The organism is Streptomyces atroolivaceus (assembly GCF_000717025.1).
Classification (GTDB): domain Bacteria; phylum Actinomycetota; class Actinomycetes; order Streptomycetales; family Streptomycetaceae; genus Streptomyces; species Streptomyces atroolivaceus.
In genome coordinates this window covers 1-20,566 of sequence record NZ_JNXG01000027.1, presented here as the reverse complement: position 1 = coordinate 20,566, position 20,566 = coordinate 1, and the positions used below count along the sequence as shown (strand labels likewise).

Genomic DNA, 20,566 nt, shown 5'->3' with positions numbered 1-20,566 from the left:
GCGCCTCCTGTCCAGCACCCGCATCCCGTCTCCGACGTCCCGAGGTGATCACATGCCGCCTTCCCGCTCCCACATCCGCGCGACCATCGAGACCTATCTCAGTCGGTATGCCGGGGAACGGGAGGCCCTGGAAGGGCTGCTGACTGTCCTCGACGGCGCCGCGGAGCCGTCCAGCCGCGCCACCCTGCCCGGTCACGTCACCTGCAGCGCGGTGGTCATCGACCGCGGCCGGCGGGTGCTCCACATCGGCCACCGGGCCACGGGACTGCTTCTCGCCCCAGGCGGCCATGTCGAGGCGGGTGACCGTACGCTCCTGGCCACGGCCGTCCGCGAGGTGTGCGAAGAGGCAGGGCTGCGCCCCGGCGACCTGTGCCTGACTCCGCAGTTCCTCGACGAGCCGATCGACGTGGACGTCCAAGACATCGACGCCAACTCCGCCAAGGGCGAGGCCGCTCACCAGCACTTCGATGTCCGTTTCGCGTTCTACCTCACCGCTGAGCAACCGCCCGCGCTCGCTCTGCAGAACGAGGAAGTCGCCGGCGCGCAGTGGCTCCCGTACGCCGACGTGCGCTCCCCCACGCTGCGGGCCAAGCTGCTGGCAGCCGAGCTGCATGGCCTGGATGGGCGCCCGGAGCCCGTCAGCGCCAGCGCCCTGATCCACGACGGAGCCGGCAGGTATCTCCTTCATCTGCGCGATGACCGTGAGGGCATGTGGGAGCCCTGGGTTCTGGCCCTCGTAGGAGGCAAACGGTCACGGGACGATGCCAGCCTCGAGGCGACACTGCGACGCGAGCTCGCCGAGGAAACTCCTGGCCTGGAACCCATGGGCCTGATGCCGTTCGCCGTCCAGGAGGCGACGAGCGTCGAAGGCCTGGCCGTGCCCATCAGCGTCTACGCCGGGCACTGGAGCGGTGACGCCGAGACGGTGGACCTCCGCGAAGGTGTCCTGCTGACGTGGTGCACCGTGAACATGCTCGACCGGCTGCGCCTGAGCCCCGGGCTCGGTGAGCTGATCCGGCGCCACGCGGCCGAGCATCCCGCGGCGAAGGAACTGCCGGACAGTGCTGGCCCGCCGGCCGACGAGGCGCCGCCGGGGACCGAGCTGCACATCGTCGGCGTTCACCTCCATCTCCAGGACGACCAGGGGCGGATCCTCCTCGGCCTGCGCCACCCGGAGTCCGCCTTCGCGCCGGACACCTGGCACTTCCTGGCCGGTCACTGCGAGCGGGAAACGGCGATCGACTGTCTGGTTCGGGAAGCAAAGGAGGAAGCGGGCCTGATCATCGCGCCCAAGGACGTCGAACTCGTCCACACGGTGCACCACGTCGACTCCCCCGACGCCCGGCCGAGGATCGCGCTCGTCTTCCAGGCTCGCTCCTGGACTGGCAACCCGGAGGTCCTGGAACCCGACCGGTGCGTGGAGTGGCGGTGGTGCAAGCCGCAGGACCTTCCGGCCGACGTTGTGCCGTACACCCGCATGGCAATCGACGGAATCCTTCGGGGGCGCCGGTACTCCGAGCAGGGCTGGGGCGAGCGATGAGCACTCTGGATACCTGTCCCGCCGCCGGTGATCAGGCACCGGAGCGGACCGCAGGCCCGGTCGGCGGAGCCACGCCGCCGTATGCGGAAGCGGATCCGGCCGCCGCGCGGGCGGAGATGGTCGCCCGGCTTGAGGAGGAAGGATCTCTGGGGCCGGGCCAGGTCCGCGACGCCCTCCTCACGCTGCCCCGCGAAGTGCTGATGCCGCAGGCCTACGTACGGCGCAGCGGCCCGGGCGAGGAGCCGCCGTGCTGGGACCTGCTGGACTGGTCGGCGCCACTGGACCGCCCCGAGCTCCTCGGGCTGCTGTACAGCGGGGCCAGTGTGCTCGTCCAGCATGACGGGGAGCCGCTGCTGGATCGGGCGCGGGGGACGCGGTCGGGGGCATCGATCACATCGATGTCGACAGTGATGGGCATGACCGTCTCACTGCTGGAGGAGCTGGATCTGCGCCCGGGTCTGCGGGTGCTGGACGTCGGGACGGGAGCGGGGGTGACCGCCGCGGTGGCCTGCCAGGTCTGCGGCGACCAGGGAGTGGTCACTGTCGACCGGGACCAGCACCTCACGGACGCGGCCACCGCCCGGCTGGGCAATCTCGGCTTCCGACCGCAGGTGGTATGCGGCTCGGGCGAACAGGGCCTGCCGGGACGGGAGTTCGACAGGATCTTCGTGTCGTACACGGTGGAGTGCGTACCGACGGCCCTGGTCGAGCAACTCGCGCCAAGCGGCACACTGCTGGCGCACGTAACCAGCGCGTCCCCGTCGTGGCCCGGCCTCGCCGTGGTCAGGCGCACAGCCGATGGGCAGATCACGGCGGAGCTGCGGGCCGTGGAGTTCGCCCACCGCGCCGGGCACGGCATGGCGCGGATCTGGCTCAGCGAGGAGTTCCGGCAGCGCATCGCCACCGAGCCGGGCGCCTGGACTCAACGGAGCGTGCTGGCGCCGCCCGCGGACAGCGACCGCGGCTTCTGGCTGGCGGCCGACCATCTCCTCGGAGGTCTGGTGCGGGACTTCAGGTCTGAGCACCTGGCGATCGGCGCACCCGGCTGCGGATCCTGGATGCGCGCGGAGCCTGTGGGCCACCAGTGCTGGAGCGTCACCGTCAACGGGCCGCGGGACATCTGGAAAGAGATCCAGGACATCGCCGACCGGTGGCGGGCAGCACGTTCCCCCGACCGCTACCGCCTCTGCTTCGACGAGGACGGCGGGCAGCGCGCCTCGGCCGAGTGCGGACGCCTGTCCTGGCATCTATCCGCCCCCCGCTCACACCCGCTTGATGAGGGAGCCACCTCGTGACCTACCCCGATGGACCCCCTTCCGAGCCTTCCCCCCGAGCAGGAGGCACCGTTCGAGGGCGCGGCATTGAACTGCGCCCGCAACCACCCCGGCCTGCCGAACGCGGCATCGCGCCTGCTCGCCGACACGCTGCGGGGCAGGCCGTCCCCGGTGCTGCTCGACCTGACTCGCCCGCGCACATCCGCGGCAGGCCAGGCTCCAAGGTGCCGTTCGAGTAGGGACGAGCGGTAATCAGCCCTGGATCGTCTTCGTGGTTGGCCAGCACCGGAAGGCCCGCGGACCCTCCGCAGGTCCGAAGTGGTCTCACCCGTCCTGCTCCAGGGGCGCCCACGCCGTCTCACTCGAAGGGGTTCATCGCCTTTGAGACCGCCTCGGCAAGGGCAGTGTGTCGGAGATCCCGCCTGGATCGGGTTGGGCAACTACTCGTCACTTCGATTCTTTGTCAACTGAAGGCATAGGCTTTGCCACCTTGATGCGCTTGGCACAGGCGAACGGGTCACCGCACTGTGGCCGGCCGTCCCACTCTGTGGGGACACCCAGAGCAGGCTGTCCGCACCACTGGCAGATCGGGTTATGGGACTGGCCGGTCATCCGGATCGCTCCTCTGTCGGTCACTCCTCGCACCGTGGGGCCATTCATCCGCGGCGAACAGTCCGATGTTGATATCTGCTCGCCATCTGAGAAGATCCCCACCTGCATTCTGCCCTGCCACGCGCGAAGAGTCGCGGGCCCGGCTACAGGTCGTTCTCACGAGTCATCCCTTGAGGCCGTAACTGGCCGGTACCCTGGAGTTTGAGAGTCTGTGGGCATATTCGGAGAGCCGGGCGGCTTCCAGATCGTGGTACTCGAGTACATGCCACTGCGGCGCTTCGGTCTCTTCCAGATCCGCTCAGCGGCTGGCCGATAGGTGACGGAACCACAACCTTCGGCCCAGTTGTACTCCGGTGGGGCCGCGTCGCGGTCTTGCGCCGGAATTCGCTGCAGCTCCTCGCTCTGCTGCTCCCGACCCTTCGTGTACTGCGTAAAGTAGGTCTTGAGCAGGGCTGCGCGGACAGGGGCGCAGGGCACCGGTACCTCGTTAAAGAACGCCAGGAGCGCCAGGTCGTCGTGTGATCTGCAGAGCGGGGCGCATGTCAGGAGGCCTGCCACGAGAGCGGCTGTCTCGGATGTGTAGATCTGGGTGTTGCCACTCCGCTGCAAGGTGTCCGGTCCGGGCCGGGGAATCAGCCCGGCCGCCCGCCACCGCTCCAGCTGGTAGGGACTCAGTTTCAGCCCGGATGCTGCCACGGCCTGGATCAAGTGCCGGTCGGGGGCGCTGGGTTCTGTTCTCACCATGAGCTCAAACTACAAAGACGAGTTCTGCGTTTTCGGTGCGTGAGCGCGGGGCGGCTTCCGACAAGACCGACCCGGGCCAGGGCCATGAGTCCACGCTCCAGCTGGGCGAGCGCTTGGGCTTCGACGGTGCTGGTGGGCGAGGACTTCGCCCACCTCCGCAACGGCGCTTACATCGCCACCGTCACCTCCAGTGAGGACGAGCTGGACCTGAACGGCCTCCCGGAGGTCTACACCCGCACCACCGTCGGCGACCACGTCACCCGCTACCAGACCACCGGCCACTACTTCTATCTGGCGAACCGCGGCAACGCCGTCAACTTCATCCACGGCGCCAGCGTTGGGCCGTTCATCTTCCTGATCCAGGCCGAGATCCTCGCCGCGATCAGGATGCTCACCCGCGGAGACCTCGCGCCCGGGCATCCACGAAGTCCCCGCGGCCGACCGCGCCGCCATCGCGGCGACCTGGCTCAACTACTTCAACAGGTGATCACCATGACCATCACGGCAGACCACATCCGCACCACCCTGACCGCCTACCTCGACCAGCACCCCGAGGCCAAGCCCGAGCTCGGCGTCGTCCTCGGCCTCATCGACGACGGCGACGACCTCACCAGCCGCAAGACCGTCCCCGGCCACGTCACCGCCGGCGCGATCCTTATCGGCGCCGACCAGCGCGTCCTGCACATCCACCACCTCGCCACCGGCAAATGGCTTCTGCCCGGAGGCCACATCGAGCCCAGCGACCACACCCTCCTCCAGGCCGCCGGCCGCGAACTCACCGAAGAGACGGGCATCCCGGCCCACGTGGTCACACCGCACAGCGAGACCCCCCTGCACATCGACATCCACCCCATTGACGCCAACCCCGCCAAGAACGAGCCCGCCCACCAGCACTTCGACTTCCGCTTCCTCTTCCACACCACAGCCACCATCGGCGACCTCCAGACCGAAGAGGTCTCCGACGCCGCCTGGCGCAACGCTGGTGAGTTCACTGACCCCCAACTCAGGAAGCATGTCGTCGACGCCATCGGCTGACATCCCGGCAGTTGAGGTCGGCGCCTGCGGGAGGTTCAGCAGGAAGACCGGCGAATCCTCGAAGCATGGATGAAATCTGGGTGGGCGCCCCGAGGGGCGCCCACCCAGTTAGAAGCCTGCAGCAAGGCGCCCCATGACATAAATCCATGAATGCGGCGTCGTGTCACCTTTCAATCCCAGACGTGGGAGCGCAGCGGTGCCTTCGATTGCCTGGCTTGCGTGCTTCGCGCTAGGGTCTGGCGGACCTCAAAGATCCCGCCTCGGCTGTCACCTGGGACTGCCGTGCACACATCACGGAACGTTCAACGGTTGCGGCGAGAGCCGGCCGACGGATCTGAACGGCATCCCGCTCCGCCGGCAAGGTGCGTCTACCAGCGCATGTCGAGAGCGTCGAGTGCGTGGACCCGGTCGGCGGGCAGGCGTTCCTTGCGGCGGCGGGTGTTGCTGATCCACTGTCCGAGTCGTACGGGTTCTCCGTCGAGGTGTTCGACGTGGCGCTGAGGAACCTCGAGGTGGCCCTCCCGCTGGTGGAAGGCGCGGGCGGCGGCCAGGCCCTGGTCTGGCTTGCGGATGGGCGGTTTGCGTTTCTTAGGGGCCGGTTCGGTGTTCTGGGTCAGGCTGAGGCCGGCCAGGAGCTGTTGCTGGGTGGGGTGCAGGCGTTCGGGGTGCAGGCGCTGGTGGTGGAGCCACTCCCCCAGGCGGTGTCCGTCTTCGGTGGTGTAGTTGCGGGGCACGTCGGTCAGTTGGTGGCCGGCTTCGTGGTGTCTGCGGGCGGCGTGGTAGGTGCGGTGCCAGGTCAGGGGCCAGTGCGGGTTCCAGTACGGGTCGAGGTCACGGAGCGCCTGTGTTCTGGCGGGGGTGAGGGTGTCGGCGCGTTTGCGTTGGGTGGCGAGCCAGCGGCCGAGGGCGTAGCCGTCCTGGTGGTGGTCGACGGGGGCGGCGAGGTGGCCGTTCATGGCGGCGTAGGCGGTGGCGTGGGCGAGGCCGCGGTCGAAGGCGTGCTGTTGGGGGTTCCAGATGATGCCGAGGCGTTCGAGGGCGTGGGTGCGGGCGGGGTCGAGGGTGCCAGTGGTGTGGAGGTGGCGTTGCCAGGTGAGCCAGCGGCCCAGGGGGTAGCCGTCGGGGTCTTCGTGGGTCTGGGGGGCGTCGAGGTGGTGGTGGGTGCGGTGGTAGCGGCGGGCTGCGGTGAGGCCGCGGCGCCATTCGGCGCTTTTGGGGTTGAGGACGCGCAGGGTGAGGGCGAGGGCGACTTCTTCTTGCTGGGTGGGGCGTTCGAAGTGGAGCCAGGCGCCAGGGTCTTCGGACCCTTGGGTGGGGCGGTGGGTGCGGGGGTCTGCGAGGCGTGCGGTGAGGCGTTCGTCGTGGGCGCGCAGGGCTTGGACGGTGCGCCACAGGGGGGTGTAGGCGTCGGCGCTGAGGAGGTCGTCGGGGTCTTCGTCGGGGGTGAGGTAGACGGGGACGATGAGGGTGGCTTTTTTGCCGGCGCCGGGGGTTTGTCGTAGGGCGCGGCCGACGGCTTGGACGGTGTCGACGGGGCTGTTCTTGGGGTCGGCGAAGACGACGGCGTCGATGGCGGGGACGTCGATGCCTTCGCCCAGGACGCGGGCGTTGGACAGGACGGCGGGTTGTTCGGGGTGGGTGTGGGTGGCGAAGTCGAGGAGGATGCGGCGGCGGGTGCGGGGCGGGTGGGTGCCGCTGATCCACTGTGACCACAGGCCCTGGGGCTGCAGGTTGGTGGGGAGGGCGGCTGCGGTGTCGGGGAGGGTGGTAGCGAAGGCGCGGGCGTCCTGGACGCGGTGGTGGAAGGTCAGGACGCGGCGTAGCTGGTGGTCGTGGATGGCTCTGAGGACGGCGACTTGGTGTCCGGCGAGGCGTAGGCCGTCGGCGCCTGCGCCGGGGCTGGTGGCGAGCCAGTCGCGCAGGTCGGTGTTCCGGATGACGGGGACGAGGATCTGGTAGTCGGCGAGGAGGCCGAGGTCGATGGCGTCGGAGAGGGTCAGGCGCCAGGCGACGGGACCGAAGAGGGCTTCGTCGTCCATGGAGGCGACGGGGGTGTCGCTGTGGTCGGTGTCGGGGTCCCAGATGCGGGGGGTCGCGGTGAGGTAGAGGCGGCGGGCGGCGGGGACCTGGTCGTCGTGGTGGATCCCGGCCCAGGCTTTCCCGAGGCGGCCGGCGGTGCGGTGGGCTTCGTCGACGACGACGAGGTCCCAGGGCGGCATGTGGTGGTCGCGGTGGGCGGCGATGACCGCGGGCAGGGAGGCGTAGGTGGCGTAGACGGTCACCGGGCCGGTGGGCGGTGCGAGTTCGGACAGCTCGGCGGGCTTCGTCGTCATGGGGAGGTTGCCGGCGGAGGGGTGTTCCATGGCTTGGCGGGCGGAGCAGACGGCTACCGCCGGGCCTTTGTGGCCGGCCGTGTGCCAGGAGCGCACCGTCTGGGAGAGCAGGTCCAGTGTCGGGACGAGGACAAGGACCCGCCCGCGGGGAGCCACGCGGGCGGTGGTGCGGGCGGCGATCAATGTTTTTCCGGTGCCGCATGCGGCGATCACGCTTGCGCGCGGGTGGGTGCGCAGCGTTTTGACCGCGGCGGTGACGGCTTCTTTCTGGTGGGGGCGGAGTTCGATCGCGGCGCTCTGCATGCTCTCCTGGCCGGTTCTGGTTCGGGATGGTCTTCTTGCGTGCCGCGGGTGCGGCGGGGTGCGGGTGGGTTTTCTGTGCGGTGGGTCTGACGTTACAGATCGGTGCTGATGAGCGGGCGGAGGGTGGAGCCGTTGCGGTTTTTCAGGACGTTGAGCTGGCTGGGGATTCGGCGGCTGAGTTCGGCGACGTGGCTGACGATGCCCACCGCGCGGTTCCCGGCGCGTAGTTGGTCCAAGACGTCCATGACTTCTTGCAGGTTCTGTTCGTCGAGGGTGCCGAAGCCTTCGTCGATGAAGAGGGTTCCCAGGGGGCGGCCGCTGGCTTCCTGGGTGACGACGTCGGCCAGGCCGAGGGCGAGGGCGAGGGAGGCGGTGAAGGTTTCGCCGCCGGAGAGGGTGGAGGTTTCGCGTTCGGTGCCGGTCCAGGTGTCGAGGATTCTCAGTCCCAGGCCGGACTTGAGGCGTCCGCGTCGGCCTGCGTCCTTGTCGGCGGTGTGCCGGAGGAGGTAGCGCTCCGAGGTCATGGCCTGGAGCCGGATGTTGGCTGCCTCGGCGATCTCTTCGAGTCGGGCGGCCAGGACGTAGGCCTCGAGTTCCATGCTGAGGGTGTTGGCGGTGGTGGTGGCGGAGGCGATGCTGGCCAGGCGATCAACTAGGGCGTGGCGGGCTTGCAGGGGTTGCAGGTCGTTGAGGTGGGCTGTGAGGGTGGAGATCAAATCGGTCAGTGCGGTGACCCGGTGGCCGGCCTGCTGGCGGGTGGCCGCGGTCTTCTTCATGCGATCTTCGGCCTCGAGCAGGGCTTTGGCGGCGGCTGGGAGGTCGGCGGGGGGCTGGAGGCCGGCTTCCTGCAGGTTCGGGGTTTTCAGGAGGTCGGTGACGACGGCGTCGTCCTTGCCCCACTGGTCGAGTTCCTGGCTCCACTGGTCCAGGAGCTGCGGGTCCTTGAGGGCGGCGGTTGCCTCCTCGAGAGTCAGGAACCCCGCGTCGTGGGCGGAGGTGGTGGCGGTGGTCGTAGCGTCGTGGTGGCGGGAGGTTGCGTCGGCTGCCTTTTGGGCGGCGTCGATCGCGCCGGACAGGTTTTTGGCGGTGTGGGTGAGTTCGGTGATGCGCTCGCCGAGGGTGGTGGCGGTGCCGCGTGCTGCGGCAAGGGTGTCAGCTAGAGCGCTCTGCTGCTGGGCCAGGGTTTTGTTGCGTGCCAGGCATTCGGTCACGCGGTCCTGGGCTTTTTGGCGCTGCTGGGTGCGGGTGTCGTGCTCTGTGCGGAGGTGGGTCAGGGTCTCCTGGGCTGCGGGCAGTGCGCCGGCGGCGTCGCATGCGGCCCGGTGGGCCGCCTTGGCCGATTTGAGCTGGGCCTTGAGCTCGTCGCTGGGAGTGGGGCCCGCTGCTCCGGCTGCTTCGGCATGCTGGGTGGCGAGCTCGTTGCGGCGACCGCTGGCCTGCGTGTGCAGCATGTCGGCCTGCTCGTAAAGGGCGCGGGCCTTCTCCTCGTCCTGACGTGTGGGCTGGTCGGGAAGGAGTCGGGCCCGGTTCGGGTGGTCGGGCGAGCCGCAGACCGAGCACGGCGCACCGTCGACGAGTTCAGCGGCCAGCTCCCCGGCCATGCCATCCAGGCGGCGTTCACGCAGGTCGAGCCACCGCTTTTTAGCTTCGAGGGTTTCAGCGGCACGATCGGTTTCCGCTTGTGCGGCCGAAGCGAGTTCGGTGGTGAGGGTGTCGCGGAGGCGTGCGGCTTTGAGGTGGGCGTTGAGTGTCTGGATCTCTTGCTCGTGTTGCGGTACCTGGTCGGCGGCTTTGGTCATGTCGCTCAGGAGGCTGGTGTGTTCGGCCTCCAGGTCAGGCCATGCGGCCAGCCATTGCCCGGCTTCCTCGAGGTCGGCTTGCGCCTGCTCTGCCTCGGTGCTGAGCTCGGTGATCTGGGCACCGAGCTGTGCGTGGCGCTGCTCGTCGGGCAGCAGCCCTTCGACGCGTCCCCTCTCGGCGTGGTGCTGTTCCAGGGTGGCCTGCAGCTGGGGAATGCCGGTGCGACGATCTTCTTCGGGCAGCTGGGTGCGGGCCTGGTCTTCGGCTGTCGTGGCCGTTTCCAGGGCACGTGAGGTGTGCTTCACGGCGTCCAGGAGGGGGCGCAGCCGTTCGGCGCGTCGGCCGTTGTCGAGTTCGTTGCGCAGGTGTGGGTGGTGGGCGGCCTTGTCGTCGAGTGCTGTACGGCGCGCCTGGGCTTGAGCGTGCTGGGTCTGCCGGACTGCGAGTTCGTGCGTGTGCTGGTGTTCGGTCTTGGCGTGCTGGTGTTCGGTGTCGCTGCGTTCCTCGTCGGCCACCGCCTCGGTGTGGGCGTTGACGGCGAGGGCGTGCAGGTGCCGGGCCCGGGGCAGGACGTAGGCAGGGTCCTGGGTGTCGGATAGGGCGGCCTCGCCGGCGCTGGTGGCGTCCTGGTGGAGGAGGGGGCCGGCTTCCTGGTGGATGCGTTCGCTGAGGTGCTGCAGGGTGGCCGTGACGTCGTCGAGGTCCTTCTTGGTGGCTTTGCTCCGGTCGGTGAGCCACGCTTGGAGTTCCTGGAAGCGTCCGGTGTCGAAGAGGCGGCGCAGCAGCACCGTGCGGTCCTTGGCGTCAGACCGCAGGAAGGTGGCGAAGTCGCCTTGTGGCAGGAGGACGACCTGGCAGAACTGTTCTTTGGACAGCCCCAACGCTGCTTCGATCTCTCTGGCGGTGTCCTGGTGGTTGGCGCTGACCGGCTCCCACCCCTGGCCGCCGTCGGTGTCGGTCCACTGGTGCAGCTCGACGGTGGCTTCGGCGGTGGCGGTGCCGGTCTTGGCGCGTTTGCTGGGGTAGGTCTGCTTGGGCTTTCGTGTGATCTTGAGGCGGCGGCCTGCGGCGGTGAACTCCAGGATGACGTGGGTGCGCGTGCCGGTGGGAGCGTGGTCGCTGCGCAGGCGGTGGGTGGGGCGGATGCCGGGCACGGTGCCGTAGAGGGCGAAGCAGACGGCGTCCAGGATGCTGGTCTTGCCCGCGCCGGTGTCTCCGCGCAGGAGGAACAGGCCGTTGCTGGTCAGGGTGTCGAAGTCGACGGATTCTGTGCGGGCGAAGGGTCCGAATGCCTGAACGGTCAGGTGGTGGAGGTACATCAGCTGGCCTCTCGCTGGGCGGCTGCGGTACGGACGCTTTCGAGTCCTTCTTGCAGCAGGTTCTGCTCCGGGACGGCGGCGGGGACGCCGGTGACGTGGTCGAGGAACCCGAGCGTGATCTCGTGGTCGCTACGGCCTTTGACGCGGGAGCGGTAGGACTGGGTGTCGGTGTCGCGCTGGTGGGAGAAGCTCAGCTTCAAAGCGTGAGGGAAACGCGCTCGCAGACGTTCCATGGCCATGTGGGGCCGGTCGGTGTCGGTGAGCGTGATGTGCAGCCAGCAGTCCTCGTAGTCCGCGTGCTCGGGCTGGGTGAGCAGGTCGTTCAGCGTGCCGGCTAGCTGGCGCAGGCGGCGGGGCACGGGGCACAGGATCTTGCGGGCCGTCAGGGCGGAGTTGGCGTCCAGGTCGATCAGCCAGGTGGCTTTGGGGTAATCGGCCTCGGAGAAGGAGTAGGCCAGCGGGGATCCGCTGTAGCGGATGCGTTCGCTGATCTGCTGGCATCGATGCAGGTGTCCCAGTGCCACGTAGTCGACTCCGGCGAACACGGAGGCGCTGACCGAGGGGACGCCACCGGCGGTGATGTCACGCTCGCTGTCGCTGGTGTCGGCTCCGGTCACGAAGGCGTGGGCCAGGACGACGGAGCGGGTGTTGGCCGGTCGGGCGGCAAGGTCGGTGCGGACCTTATCCATCGCCGCGCTGAGCACGGCGTGATGGCTGGGCTTCTCAACCCCGAGATGCGTGTGGACGAGGCCGGGCTCGAGGTAGGGCAGTCCGTAGAAGGCGACCGGTCCGTGTTCATCGTGCAGTACGGCGGGGCGGCCGCAGTCCTCCACGCTGGTGCGCAGGTGGATTCCCGCGCGCTCGATCAGCCGCGAGTTGACGCCCAGCCGACGGGGTGAGTCATGGTTGCCGCTGATCATGACCAGGGGAACCTGCAGGTCGGCCAGTTCTCCCAGGACCCAGTTGAACAGGTCGATCGCGTCCAGAGGCGGGATGGCGCGGTCGAACACGTCGCCGGCCACGGCCACCGCCTCGACGCGCTCCCGGCGCACCGTGTCCAGGAGATGTTCGAGGAAGGCGCGCTGCTCCGCGAGGAGGGGGACGCGATGCAGTTGACGGCCGAGGTGCCAGTCTGAGGTGTGCAAGATCCGCATAAACGCAGACGGTAACCACCTGGACGGGTGTTACGGACGGCTTTCCCGATAAACGACCTTAGCGATACCCCTGAACAGGTACACGAAGAAAGGTTCCCCTTTAGGCGCCACAAGGAGGCGCGCTGAAAGGTGCCGGCCGCGACCTCACGGCCACGGAGGCTGACGCGCGCCGCTACCTCGTCCTCGACATGCCGCTTGTTCATGCGTCGATAGGTCTTGGCGCCGCGAACGACGGCGACGGCTTCGTCACCCGGGTCAGGGGTTCCTCCGGTCGCGGTGGGGATGGTGCCGCAGTCTTCGTTGATGTCGCAGTGATCGGTGGACCGGCAGGTGAGGACGATCTGCATGCCTGCCTTGAGGTCAGGACGTCGAGCGTTCTGGCGACGGTTGTGCCGCCGCCGCGTGAAGCCTGCTGTCGCCGTGGGGCGGGCGTTGTTGCCGGGAGCCGTCGTCAGAGCCTGTTGGTTGAGCAGGACAGGGGTGGCGGTGTCGGCAGGGTCGGTCCTTGTGCACGCGTGCCCGGGCCAGCAGGGGTGAGCCGAGCAGGTGGGAGAGGATTTTGGGCGTATCAGTGGGGTGTCGCTGACGGCCTTGGTCACAAAGCGTGATTGTCAGTGCCAGCAGGGAAGATATGAGGGTGGGAAGGAGGAGAGATGACCAATCAAAAGTCCTCTCGTGCTGGCTGTTTTCCCGCGCCGGGCGGGTGTAGATGGTGTGGTATCGATGCTCGCGCCCATGCCCGTCAATGGGTAGAAGCGGTGGGCTGGCATGTCTGGGAGACGCCGACCGATGAGCAGCGCAAGGAGCGGATGCGGGCACGTCGCGGCCAGCGGCCAATGTCGGGTCAGTGAGCGAGTTCCTGCAGCTGGGCAAAGACGTCCCTCAGCTGCTGAGGGACATCCTCGGCGGTGGTGAGGGTGGTGACCAGGCCATTGAGCATGGCCGGCTTTCCGTTAGGGCTGGTCTCCTGTGCCTCTTGTTTGATCATGTCCAGGATGCGGGCGCTGAACTTCTTGGTGCCGCGGTGGGCGGCGAAGTCGGCGGGGCTCCAGGCGAGCGGAGCGGGCCGGGGCCATTTGATGTTGGCCGCCTTGGCCCAGCGCTCGTCGGTGAACAATTCTTCCATTTCGTTGAAGCCCAGGCCTTCACCGACGTAGGCGACCTGCTTTTCCAAGTCGAGGCCCGCTTTGCGGAGCTTTTCGTCTTTGAAGAGCTTGTTCGTACGGCTGTCCGCGTCGATCATTAGCATGACCGAGCGTTTCCGCTCGACAAGATAGCGGGCCAGGTGCAGGGCACCCTCGTTGTTCTCGCACGCCCACAGGGCGATGCCGGCCGCTTGCAGGGACAGGTTCTGGGAGAGGCGGAAGAGCAGGGGGATGCACTGCTGCTCGGTCTCTCCCTCCACGGCGAGGAAGCAGCGTTCGTGGAGCAGGACGGAGTTGCGCAGCCCCAGCGCCTCGGCGATCTGCCCGAGGTGGAAGTCGATGCCGTCGTGGCAGTCGTCGACGAGGCGCTCCACGACGGTGCGCCCCTGGTCGTTGAGTCCCAGGTGCACGACGTCGGCGATGTCGACGCCGTCGATGAGGTTCATGGAATGCGTGGCGACCATGACGCTGACGTGGGGCAGGGCGCACTGCTTGCGGATGATGTCCATGACCGTGCGCTGGTGGCGGTAGTCGAGGTGGGTGTCGGGCTCGTCGTAGACGACGATCGTCTGGACCGGTTCCTCGGCGTCTAGGTCGTCCTTGGAGGCCAGTTCAGCCTCTTCAAGGAGATTGCTGGTCCACTCCCATACCGCGAGTGCGATGCGGCGGGTGCTTCCCTGGCCGGAGCGGCTTAGGTCGACAGGTTCGCCATCGGCCCGAGAGACCTCCAGGGGTGCCCTCTTGAACCCGCTCCTGAACGAGACTTCGGGCCTGACCTGGACGCCGACAAACTCGTTGCAGTGCCGACGGATGTGCTGACACAGAGAGTCGGCTTCCTTTTCCAGGCGCTGTGTGATCTCCGCTTCGATCTGCCGCACCTGCCCCTGGAGGGCCTCGTCCTCTAGATGTGTTTCATAGCAGCTGGTCAACGCAGTGCGCACGGCGTCGTCGGGGCTCTCGTCTTTGCCACCGAACATGAGAAGGCGCGGCAGGCGGGCCTCGAGCTGCTTAGGCAGCGGCTGCCACTGCTCAACCTGGGGTGCAGTGCGGGCGTGTGCCACGACAGCGGCGAGCAGTTCTTCCTTGAGGGATCCAGCCGGAGTCAGCCCGAACTCCGTGACGAGGTCGGCGAGTGGCTGCTTCAGAAGCCGGTCCAGCCCGTGCAGCCGGCTGTCGGCTGGCTGCTGGCCGAAGTACTCCCAGCCAGCTGATTCACCGGATCGGGCGATGCGCCGGATCCTGATCCGGCCGGGAAGGTCTACGAAAGCCCGCTCTACCTCGTTCAGAGTGAAAGCGCCTTCGACCCAGGTCTCCTCGCAACGGCGGCCGGCGGCCCCGTCGCCCTGCAGATAGGTGCGGTCCTCGTCCGTCAGGCGATGCACGCCCAGGAGAAAGGACAATGCCGTCAGGACGGCACTCTTCCCACCGTCGTTACGTCCCGCAAGAATCGTCGGGCGGCTGACAGGGATGTCAGCGACCTGGGTCAGCGAGCGGAATCCGGAGGCGGAGAAGCTGTCAAGGTGCACGTGGGAACTGCTCCATATCTCCCCGCCCTGACCGGACAGAGGTGTGGCGTGCGGGTGCCCGCATGCTGAAGAGAGGCATCTGCGTCGCAAGCGCAGAACGTCATATTAAGTGGCGCCGGAGAACGGCCCTAACGTTTCCGCAGGGCTACTGCCAGGTAGCTCCTGGCCCCGGTTACAGACTTGCTTTGATCCCGCGTCACACTGCCGAACTGGCGTATCACGCAAACGAGTACTGAGCCAGGCCTCCCTGTACGACCCGCCTGTCAACGTGGAGGGAGGCGGCTGCGGAGCGGTCGTGGTCATGGTTTCCCCCTGAGTGGATGACGGGCGAGCAGTTGGTGCTGCACCCCTTGGGTTCGAGCGGGCGCGAGACCCTCCTGGCCAACGACAGGGGTGTTCGCCCGGGCCGACGGCGACGGCATCCGCGTGCTGCCCTGGCCGAGCGCGGCAGCCATCGGCTTCGGCCTCCTCGATGCCCTGGGCTGGTTCGAGCCGGTACGCACCGCCTGGCGGCCGCCGGCCGAGTGCGGTCCGCGGCCACTCCCCCAGGCATCCCGACTGTGGTCGGTGCTGCCGCACAGTCTCCCCACGGGTGAGTGGAGCGGACGAAGGGTGCCGCATCGGGGCGGAGGCGTGCCCTGCGGGAGGGCGGCGCGTTGTACCGGCCATGAACGTATGCCGAACCCTCACCGTCGCCGCGGCCGGATGCTTCCTGCTGGCCGCCGCCCCCACTGCCCAGGCCGACAATTTCGCTCCGGTACTGACCAACACCGTTCTCACCGCCGGCACCGCCGGAGAGCGGACGGGCACAGCCACCCATGGAGTGGCGGAACGAACCGGAGTCGCGAAGAAGGTCCCGGCGGTCATGGGCCTGGTGCAGGAGGGGGCCGACGCGGTGGCCACGCGCGACGGGTCGGCCAGCAGCTGATCACCCGCGCGTCCTCGAAGCCGAGAGGCTGAGCAGGTCGAAACACGTTTGATGACGAGCCCTGAGGCAGGATGAGCGCGGGTGAGCTAGCTCTGAGGACCATCACGTGCTGCAGGCCTGAGGACTTCGGGACGGGGTGCCTCCAGGCTCATCTTCGGCGCGGGCAGGGCGGTCGTCGCGCTGTTCTGCCAGTTCCGCCCCGACCTCCCCGGATGCACGTCACCATGACGAAGTGGACAACACAGACGACACCGAAACACAATCGGCGCCAGGAACTCCGCTCGCGTCCGAAGGGTTGGGCCAAGCGGTGGACACTCTCGCCCGATTCATTCGTCGCGCGCCGCTCACCGAGGCCATCGCCGCACTGGAATACGGCCTTGACGGGGCTGATGCGGCACATGCTGTCCAGGTCGCCGAGGCGGGCGGCATGGACGTGGCTCTCCTTGCCTCCGCGCTCACGGTGCGTGAGAGCCTCGGCCGAATCAACGACCTCATCCACGCCTCGGGGATCCTGCTGGCACTACCGCACGTCCTGGAGGAAGGCGAGAGGGTTTCCCGGCGCCCTTCGCTCGGGGCTGGCAACGACCCCGGCCGCCCGTACGACCTGGAAACGGACCGGCGCGTAGCGGAGTTCAAGCTCGCCCGGTGGCGCGGTGCCGACGCCATGCGCAAGCGACAGGTTTTCAAGGATCTGACCATGCTTGCCGCCGACCGTTCCGGACGCGCGGCCGACCTCTTCATCATCGGCCCAGAACCTGCCCGCTTCCTGCGGTCCAGCACGTCCACCTCGGCTTGGGCACTGGACCGTTCGCCCGGCGCGCTGCGCACCTTCGAATCGGCCTTCGGTTCACCAAACATGTCAATACGCGACTTCACCGCCACCCATGCCGCCCACGTCCGCATCACAGATCTGTGCGACGTCCTTCCCGAGGCTGTTACCCGCCTATTGCGGTGATCCCCGCGCTCTGGGCCCGGTAGCGTCGCGCCCGTTCGCGTCCTGCAGGAGAGGCCGCCCCCGGCTTCGGCGGCAGCGGGTCAGGCACCACCAGGTGGAGTGGGTGGTGGTGGTCCCGCCCTTGATGTGGGCATACAAATGCGCAGTAACCCAGGATCTGGCCCGCAGGACGGCTTTCGCGCCGGTCACCGACCAGTTGAACGCCTACACCTCCACCGGGATACGCCCGCGCCCTTCAGAGTCCGGCGCAGGTGCCGATAGACGGTTTCCAGGTCGAGCAGTGGCGGAGCCGCCAGCGATACCGTGGCGCAGCGCCTCAAGGAGTGGCCCCGTGGATGTCGCCGATTGGGGCAAGGGCGGTGCGGGGCTCTGCGGAGGCGGCGAGGAGGAAGGTGTCTTCGACTGCGTAGTGGTCGACCAGGTTTGGGGGGCGCTCATCCCGCCGAGGGCGAGGCCGCTTAGCAGCAGGCGACCGCGGTACACCCCGCTCCTCGAAGGCCGGCGGCCGCAGGAGGCCTTGTGGTCCGGATCACCGGCCGGTGGCAACGGCGCTGCCCCCCTCTCTGCCGCCACGCGGGGAAGCACTCAGCGGTCACTGGTCAATCCCCGCATGCCTCGGGCGACGGATCGTTCGAAGAACGGCTTCGCGAACGCCTCATTCCTGTGCTTGATGATCACGTCGGCGAATCTGCCCTTCCACTCGTCCACTGGATGCCCTTCAAGTGCTTCTCGGACCTTCGCCCGCAACCGCCCCGCATCGCGCTCCGACATCCCGGGAGAACAAGCGAGCACTACGTCAGAGAAATCGTCGGGCAAGTGTGCTGAAGTCGTCGTCATACTTCTTCAACGACTGCCTGGCACAGCGGTCGTGGTTGGGTTACGACCAGCACACATGACCGTCTGTCACCATCGCTGCTGCTCTGGGACGATGAGGCCGCAAGCCTTACCGCGCGCCTTGCCGCAACTCCTGGAGCACACCTGTGAAGTCACGCTGTCTCGTCCAGCTCGCCGCCGCGGTCCTGGCCGCCGCATTGACCGGCTGCAACCCGCAAGTCGCGGACGATAAGCCGGCGGACAGCAACAGCTCCCCTACCCCGGCGCCATCAGCGGCCTCACCGGCCCCCGGCGGGCCCGCCCCTGGTGCAGGTGCACTGACCCTCACCGACGCCATCGCGGTCATCCCCGATGGTGACGAGCGCCGTGACGGTTACGAGCGCGACGCGTTCCGTCTCTGGATCGACGAAGACGACGACGGCTGCCAGACCCGGGCCGAGGTTCTCCTGCAGGAGGCCACCACGAAGCCTGAGCAAGGCGAAAGGTGCACGCTCACCGGGGGTGCGTGGATGTCGTACTACGACGGGATCGAGGTCACCGACCCGAAGAAGCTCGACATCGACCACGTCGTCCCGCTCGCTGAAGCGTGGGACAGCGGTGCCTACCACTGGACCCCTGAGCGCCGGCAGGCCTACGCCAACGACCTCGGGTCGGCCCGTTCACTGGTCGCCGTCACCGCGAAGTCGAATCGCGCCAAGGGCGACCGTGACCCCGCCCAGTGGCTCCCCCCGGCCAAGAGCGCCTACTGCTCGTACGGCGCCGACTGGACCGCCGCGAAGCTGCGCTGGAAACTCACTGCCGACAGAGCCGAGAAGACCGTACTCCTCGACCTCGCCAAGGCCTGTACTGACACGGTCGTCGAGTTCGAGGAAGCCGCCGAGTAGAGCACCCGCTCAGCTGGGAGCCGTCCGACGGAGGTCCTCTTCATTGCGGCACGGGCATCGCCGCCTGCTCCATCACGGCTCCTCACACATCTTTCTCAGGTAAGACGGAGCATCACGAGAAACGTCCGTTCCGGGGTTTCGGAACCATCAGGCCCTCGGCACCCCGGAACCCTCGGCACCCCGGAACGGGCACAACTACGGGGCGGGGGTGTAGGAGACGATGCTGTCCTCGCAGGGGCCTTCGGCGAACATCTTCAGCGCCTCGAGCTCTGCCGTGTCTGCGGCCAGCTGCCAGCGAAGCTTGGTGGACACCCACTCCCCCACGTACCGGCACTGCGCCTCGGGCGCCGGCGGCAGCCACTCGGCCAGGTCCTGGTCGGACTTCTGACGGTTCGTACGAGCCGTCACCGCGACCAGCGACGTCGCCGCACCCTGATCGTTCGCATACGCCTCACGCCGGGCGGCCGTCCAGGCTGAGGCACCGGAATCCCAGGCCTCTGCGAGCGGGACCATGCGGTCGATGTGCCGCCAATTGTGTTGCATCCTCGCGGGCGCGGGGTCGACGTCGCGCCAGGCTGGGGCCGTTTGATCGACGAGGTAGCCGGTAACGAGCGGCGTGGATGTGATCGGCGAGATGGTGACGGACCAAGCCGTTCGTGAGCCCGATGAGCTGGCTTGGTCGATACTCGGACTCGGCCTGCCAGGTGAGGGTTTTCCTGATTGTTCACCAAGTCGGTGCTGGTACGCGTGCCCATACAGTTTTGGTGCCGGATGGGCTGAGCGACCATCCCCACGCTGTGCTGAGTCGTGTGACAACGAGCAGCCCGCGGCCTGATTCGTCGAGCAGCTTGTAGGGCCGGCGTTGTGGGAGCGAGGGACTGGGATCGGTGACTGCGCAGACGACGGCACCGTCCTTGCGAGCGAGTCCCAGCCACGCCTCTCCCCGCCTGTGGCGCGCTGGGGGCCGCAATGAATGCTGGATGGCGTTGGCGGCGAGTTCCCAGGCTACGGCGAGGACGTCTTCGCGGCCTTGGTGTCTGGACACGTCCCACTCGGCAAGCGTCGCGTCGGTGAACTTCCGCACATGGGTTCGGGCGTCGAAGGTGTCGGTGAATGTGCTGGCGGCGAAGCGGGCGGTGCTGACACCCAGAGCGAGCCCCCAGTCCGGGGGGTGGGAAACGGCGAGGTTACCGATTTCGAGTGGGATCATTTCGGCCAGACCGGTCTGGATTCGGTCACCGTTTTCGCAGCAGTGTGTGATCGATGCTGGTGCGCGCACTGTCCATCCCCCGATAGGCGCTCAGTTGCCCGGACCCTCACGGCCTGGCGGTCGCTAGTATCCAGCTCGCTCCCCTCTCGTGCAATTGCATCGGCGATTACTACGCAAAAGAGAGACGGGGCTCCCCGTGACGGCCTCCAGGCTCCGCGGTAGGACTTGACCAGCAAAGAGGGGCTATCAGGCATGGGAAGTTTCCACAATGGCGTTTCCGCGGATTCACTCGAAGGAGTGAAGTGGAGGAAGAGTAGGCACAGTGGACCGCAGGGGAACTGCGTAGAGTTGGCAGCACTGCCTGGCGGGGATGTTGCGCTTCGCAACTCCCGTGACCCGCAGGGGCCTGCGCTGATTTACTCGCGAGCGGAGATCAACGCCTTCCTCGATGGCGCCAAGGACGGCGAGTTCGACCTTCTCGATATGTAACCGGCTTGGGAATACGGAGTGTTGACCCGTCAAGGCGGATGCTGCATGGGATAATCCGAATTAAGCGACGTCCCGCAGGAGCCCGTATGCCGGCTGTGTTCAGTGATCAGTTCCCGCACCCCCCGCTCGGAAGCTATCTGTCCTTGCGGGGGTTCAGCCCGACCGCGCTGAGCATGGCACTTGGATCAAGGCTGCGGGCCTTGCGCACAGCGGCCGGGGTGAGCGCAAAAGAGGCTGCTGCGGAGATCAACTGCTCCGAGGCTAAGATCAGCCGCCTCGAGCGCGGGCAGTCCCCACCCCAGCCAGGCGACGTGAGCTGCCTCATGCGGCGCTACGGCGCAGTTGACGAGCTCGAGGACGCGTGTGAGCTGGCCAGGCGCGCGAACGAGCCGGGCTGGTGGGAAGAGTACGGTGCTGTCGTCCCTCCGTGGTTCGACAAGTTCCTTGGCTTGCAAGAAGCCGCGGTGCTGATCCGTACTTA

The 20,566-nt window shown here is 67.7% G+C and carries 13 protein-coding genes and 1 pseudogene; 8 read left to right on the top strand and 6 right to left on the bottom strand.

Features of this window, described 5'->3' with window-relative positions; translation table 11 throughout:
* The first annotated feature begins 52 nt into the window (after positions 1-52).
* From OO67_RS34105 to OO67_RS40945, 3 genes are all read left to right on the top strand, one after another.
* Positions 53-1,540, top strand: a complete 1,488-nt coding sequence (locus tag OO67_RS34105; protein ID WP_033305714.1) for an NUDIX domain-containing protein — start codon at positions 53-55, stop codon at positions 1,538-1,540.
* The gene (locus tag OO67_RS34100; protein ID WP_078598484.1) at positions 1,537-2,835 is read left to right on the top strand and encodes a methyltransferase domain-containing protein; all 1,299 of its coding nucleotides are present in this window, start codon (positions 1,537-1,539) and stop codon (positions 2,833-2,835) included. The genes OO67_RS34105 and OO67_RS34100 overlap by 4 nt, the downstream gene beginning before the upstream one ends.
* A 1,419-nt stretch (positions 2,836-4,254) precedes the next feature.
* Complete coding sequence (locus OO67_RS40945) at positions 4,255-5,205, top strand: NUDIX domain-containing protein (RefSeq protein WP_382057573.1); 951 nt, start codon at positions 4,255-4,257, stop codon at positions 5,203-5,205.
* A 368-nt stretch (positions 5,206-5,573) separates the two neighbouring features.
* Here the strand turns inward: OO67_RS40945 and OO67_RS34090 are convergent, their stop codons facing one another.
* From OO67_RS34090 to OO67_RS34075, 4 genes are all read right to left on the bottom strand, one after another.
* Positions 5,574-7,841, bottom strand: a complete 2,268-nt coding sequence (locus tag OO67_RS34090) for a DEAD/DEAH box helicase (RefSeq protein ID WP_033305713.1) — start codon at positions 7,839-7,841, stop codon at positions 5,574-5,576.
* Between the two features lie 92 nt (positions 7,842-7,933).
* The gene (locus OO67_RS34085) at positions 7,934-10,960 is read right to left on the bottom strand and encodes an AAA family ATPase (RefSeq protein WP_033305712.1); all 3,027 of its coding nucleotides are present in this window, start codon (positions 10,958-10,960) and stop codon (positions 7,934-7,936) included.
* Positions 10,960-12,114, bottom strand: coding sequence for an exonuclease SbcCD subunit D (locus OO67_RS34080; RefSeq protein WP_033305711.1), 1,155 nt, complete (start codon positions 12,112-12,114; stop codon positions 10,960-10,962). Before OO67_RS34080 ends, OO67_RS34085 begins: the two co-directional genes overlap by 1 nt.
* Positions 12,115-12,958: 844 nt before the next feature.
* Positions 12,959-14,785, bottom strand: a complete 1,827-nt coding sequence (locus tag OO67_RS34075) for an ATP-dependent nuclease (protein WP_033305710.1) — start codon at positions 14,783-14,785, stop codon at positions 12,959-12,961.
* Positions 14,786-15,452: 667 nt separating this feature from the next.
* On the opposite strand from OO67_RS34075, the gene OO67_RS34070 reads away from it, so the two are divergent.
* The 3 genes from OO67_RS34070 (at position 15,453) to OO67_RS34060 (ending at position 18,386) form a co-directional block, all read left to right on the top strand.
* Positions 15,453-15,713 carry a hypothetical protein gene (locus tag OO67_RS34070; protein WP_033305709.1) on the top strand — a complete coding sequence of 87 codons (261 nt, stop codon included), beginning with the start codon at positions 15,453-15,455 and terminating at the stop codon, positions 15,711-15,713.
* Between the two features lie 232 nt (positions 15,714-15,945).
* Complete coding sequence (locus tag OO67_RS34065; protein ID WP_051710183.1) at positions 15,946-16,668, top strand: hypothetical protein; 723 nt, start codon at positions 15,946-15,948, stop codon at positions 16,666-16,668.
* Positions 16,669-17,648: 980 nt separating this feature from the next.
* Positions 17,649-18,386: an HNH endonuclease family protein gene (locus OO67_RS34060; RefSeq protein WP_033305708.1), complete on the top strand. Its 738-nt coding sequence runs from the start codon at positions 17,649-17,651 to the stop codon at positions 18,384-18,386.
* A gap of 195 nt (positions 18,387-18,581) precedes the next feature.
* On the opposite strand, the pseudogene OO67_RS34055 reads toward OO67_RS34060, so the two are convergent.
* Positions 18,582-18,911: pseudogene (locus tag OO67_RS34055) on the bottom strand (GmrSD restriction endonuclease domain-containing protein); the annotation flags it as partial.
* 199 nt (positions 18,912-19,110) lie between these two features.
* The gene (locus OO67_RS40700; protein ID WP_341864669.1) at positions 19,111-19,596 is read right to left on the bottom strand and encodes an ATP-binding protein; all 486 of its coding nucleotides are present in this window, start codon (positions 19,594-19,596) and stop codon (positions 19,111-19,113) included.
* A gap of 252 nt (positions 19,597-19,848) precedes the next feature.
* On the opposite strand from OO67_RS40700, the gene OO67_RS34050 reads away from it, so the two are divergent.
* Together OO67_RS34050 and OO67_RS34045 are read left to right on the top strand one after the other, a co-directional pair.
* A complete protein-coding gene (locus OO67_RS34050) occupies positions 19,849-20,085 on the top strand; it encodes a DUF397 domain-containing protein (RefSeq protein ID WP_033305707.1) in 237 nt (78 codons plus the stop codon).
* An 86-nt stretch (positions 20,086-20,171) separates the two neighbouring features.
* On the top strand, positions 20,172-20,566 hold a 395-nt coding region (locus OO67_RS34045), incomplete at its 3' end, for a helix-turn-helix domain-containing protein (protein ID WP_033305706.1).

Excerpts from the sequence above, each read along its gene's own strand:
- OO67_RS34070 (WP_033305709.1), top strand. The coding sequence starts at position 15,453 with ATGAACGTATGCCGAACCCTCACCGTCGCCGCGGCCGGATGCTTCCTG.
- OO67_RS34050 (WP_033305707.1), top strand. The coding sequence starts at position 19,849 with ATGGGAAGTTTCCACAATGGCGTTTCCGCGGATTCACTCGAAGGAGTG.
- OO67_RS34080 (WP_033305711.1), bottom strand. The coding sequence starts at position 12,114 with ATGCGGATCTTGCACACCTCAGACTGGCACCTCGGCCGTCAACTGCAT.
- OO67_RS40700 (WP_341864669.1), bottom strand. The coding sequence starts at position 19,596 with ATGATCCCACTCGAAATCGGTAACCTCGCCGTTTCCCACCCCCCGGAC.
- OO67_RS34085 (WP_033305712.1), bottom strand. The coding sequence starts at position 10,960 with ATGTACCTCCACCACCTGACCGTTCAGGCATTCGGACCCTTCGCCCGC.
- OO67_RS40945 (WP_382057573.1), top strand. The coding sequence starts at position 4,255 with ATGAGTCCACGCTCCAGCTGGGCGAGCGCTTGGGCTTCGACGGTGCTG.
- OO67_RS34105 (WP_033305714.1), top strand. The coding sequence starts at position 53 with ATGCCGCCTTCCCGCTCCCACATCCGCGCGACCATCGAGACCTATCTC.
- OO67_RS34100 (WP_078598484.1), top strand. The coding sequence starts at position 1,537 with ATGAGCACTCTGGATACCTGTCCCGCCGCCGGTGATCAGGCACCGGAG.
- OO67_RS34090 (WP_033305713.1), bottom strand. The coding sequence starts at position 7,841 with ATGCAGAGCGCCGCGATCGAACTCCGCCCCCACCAGAAAGAAGCCGTC.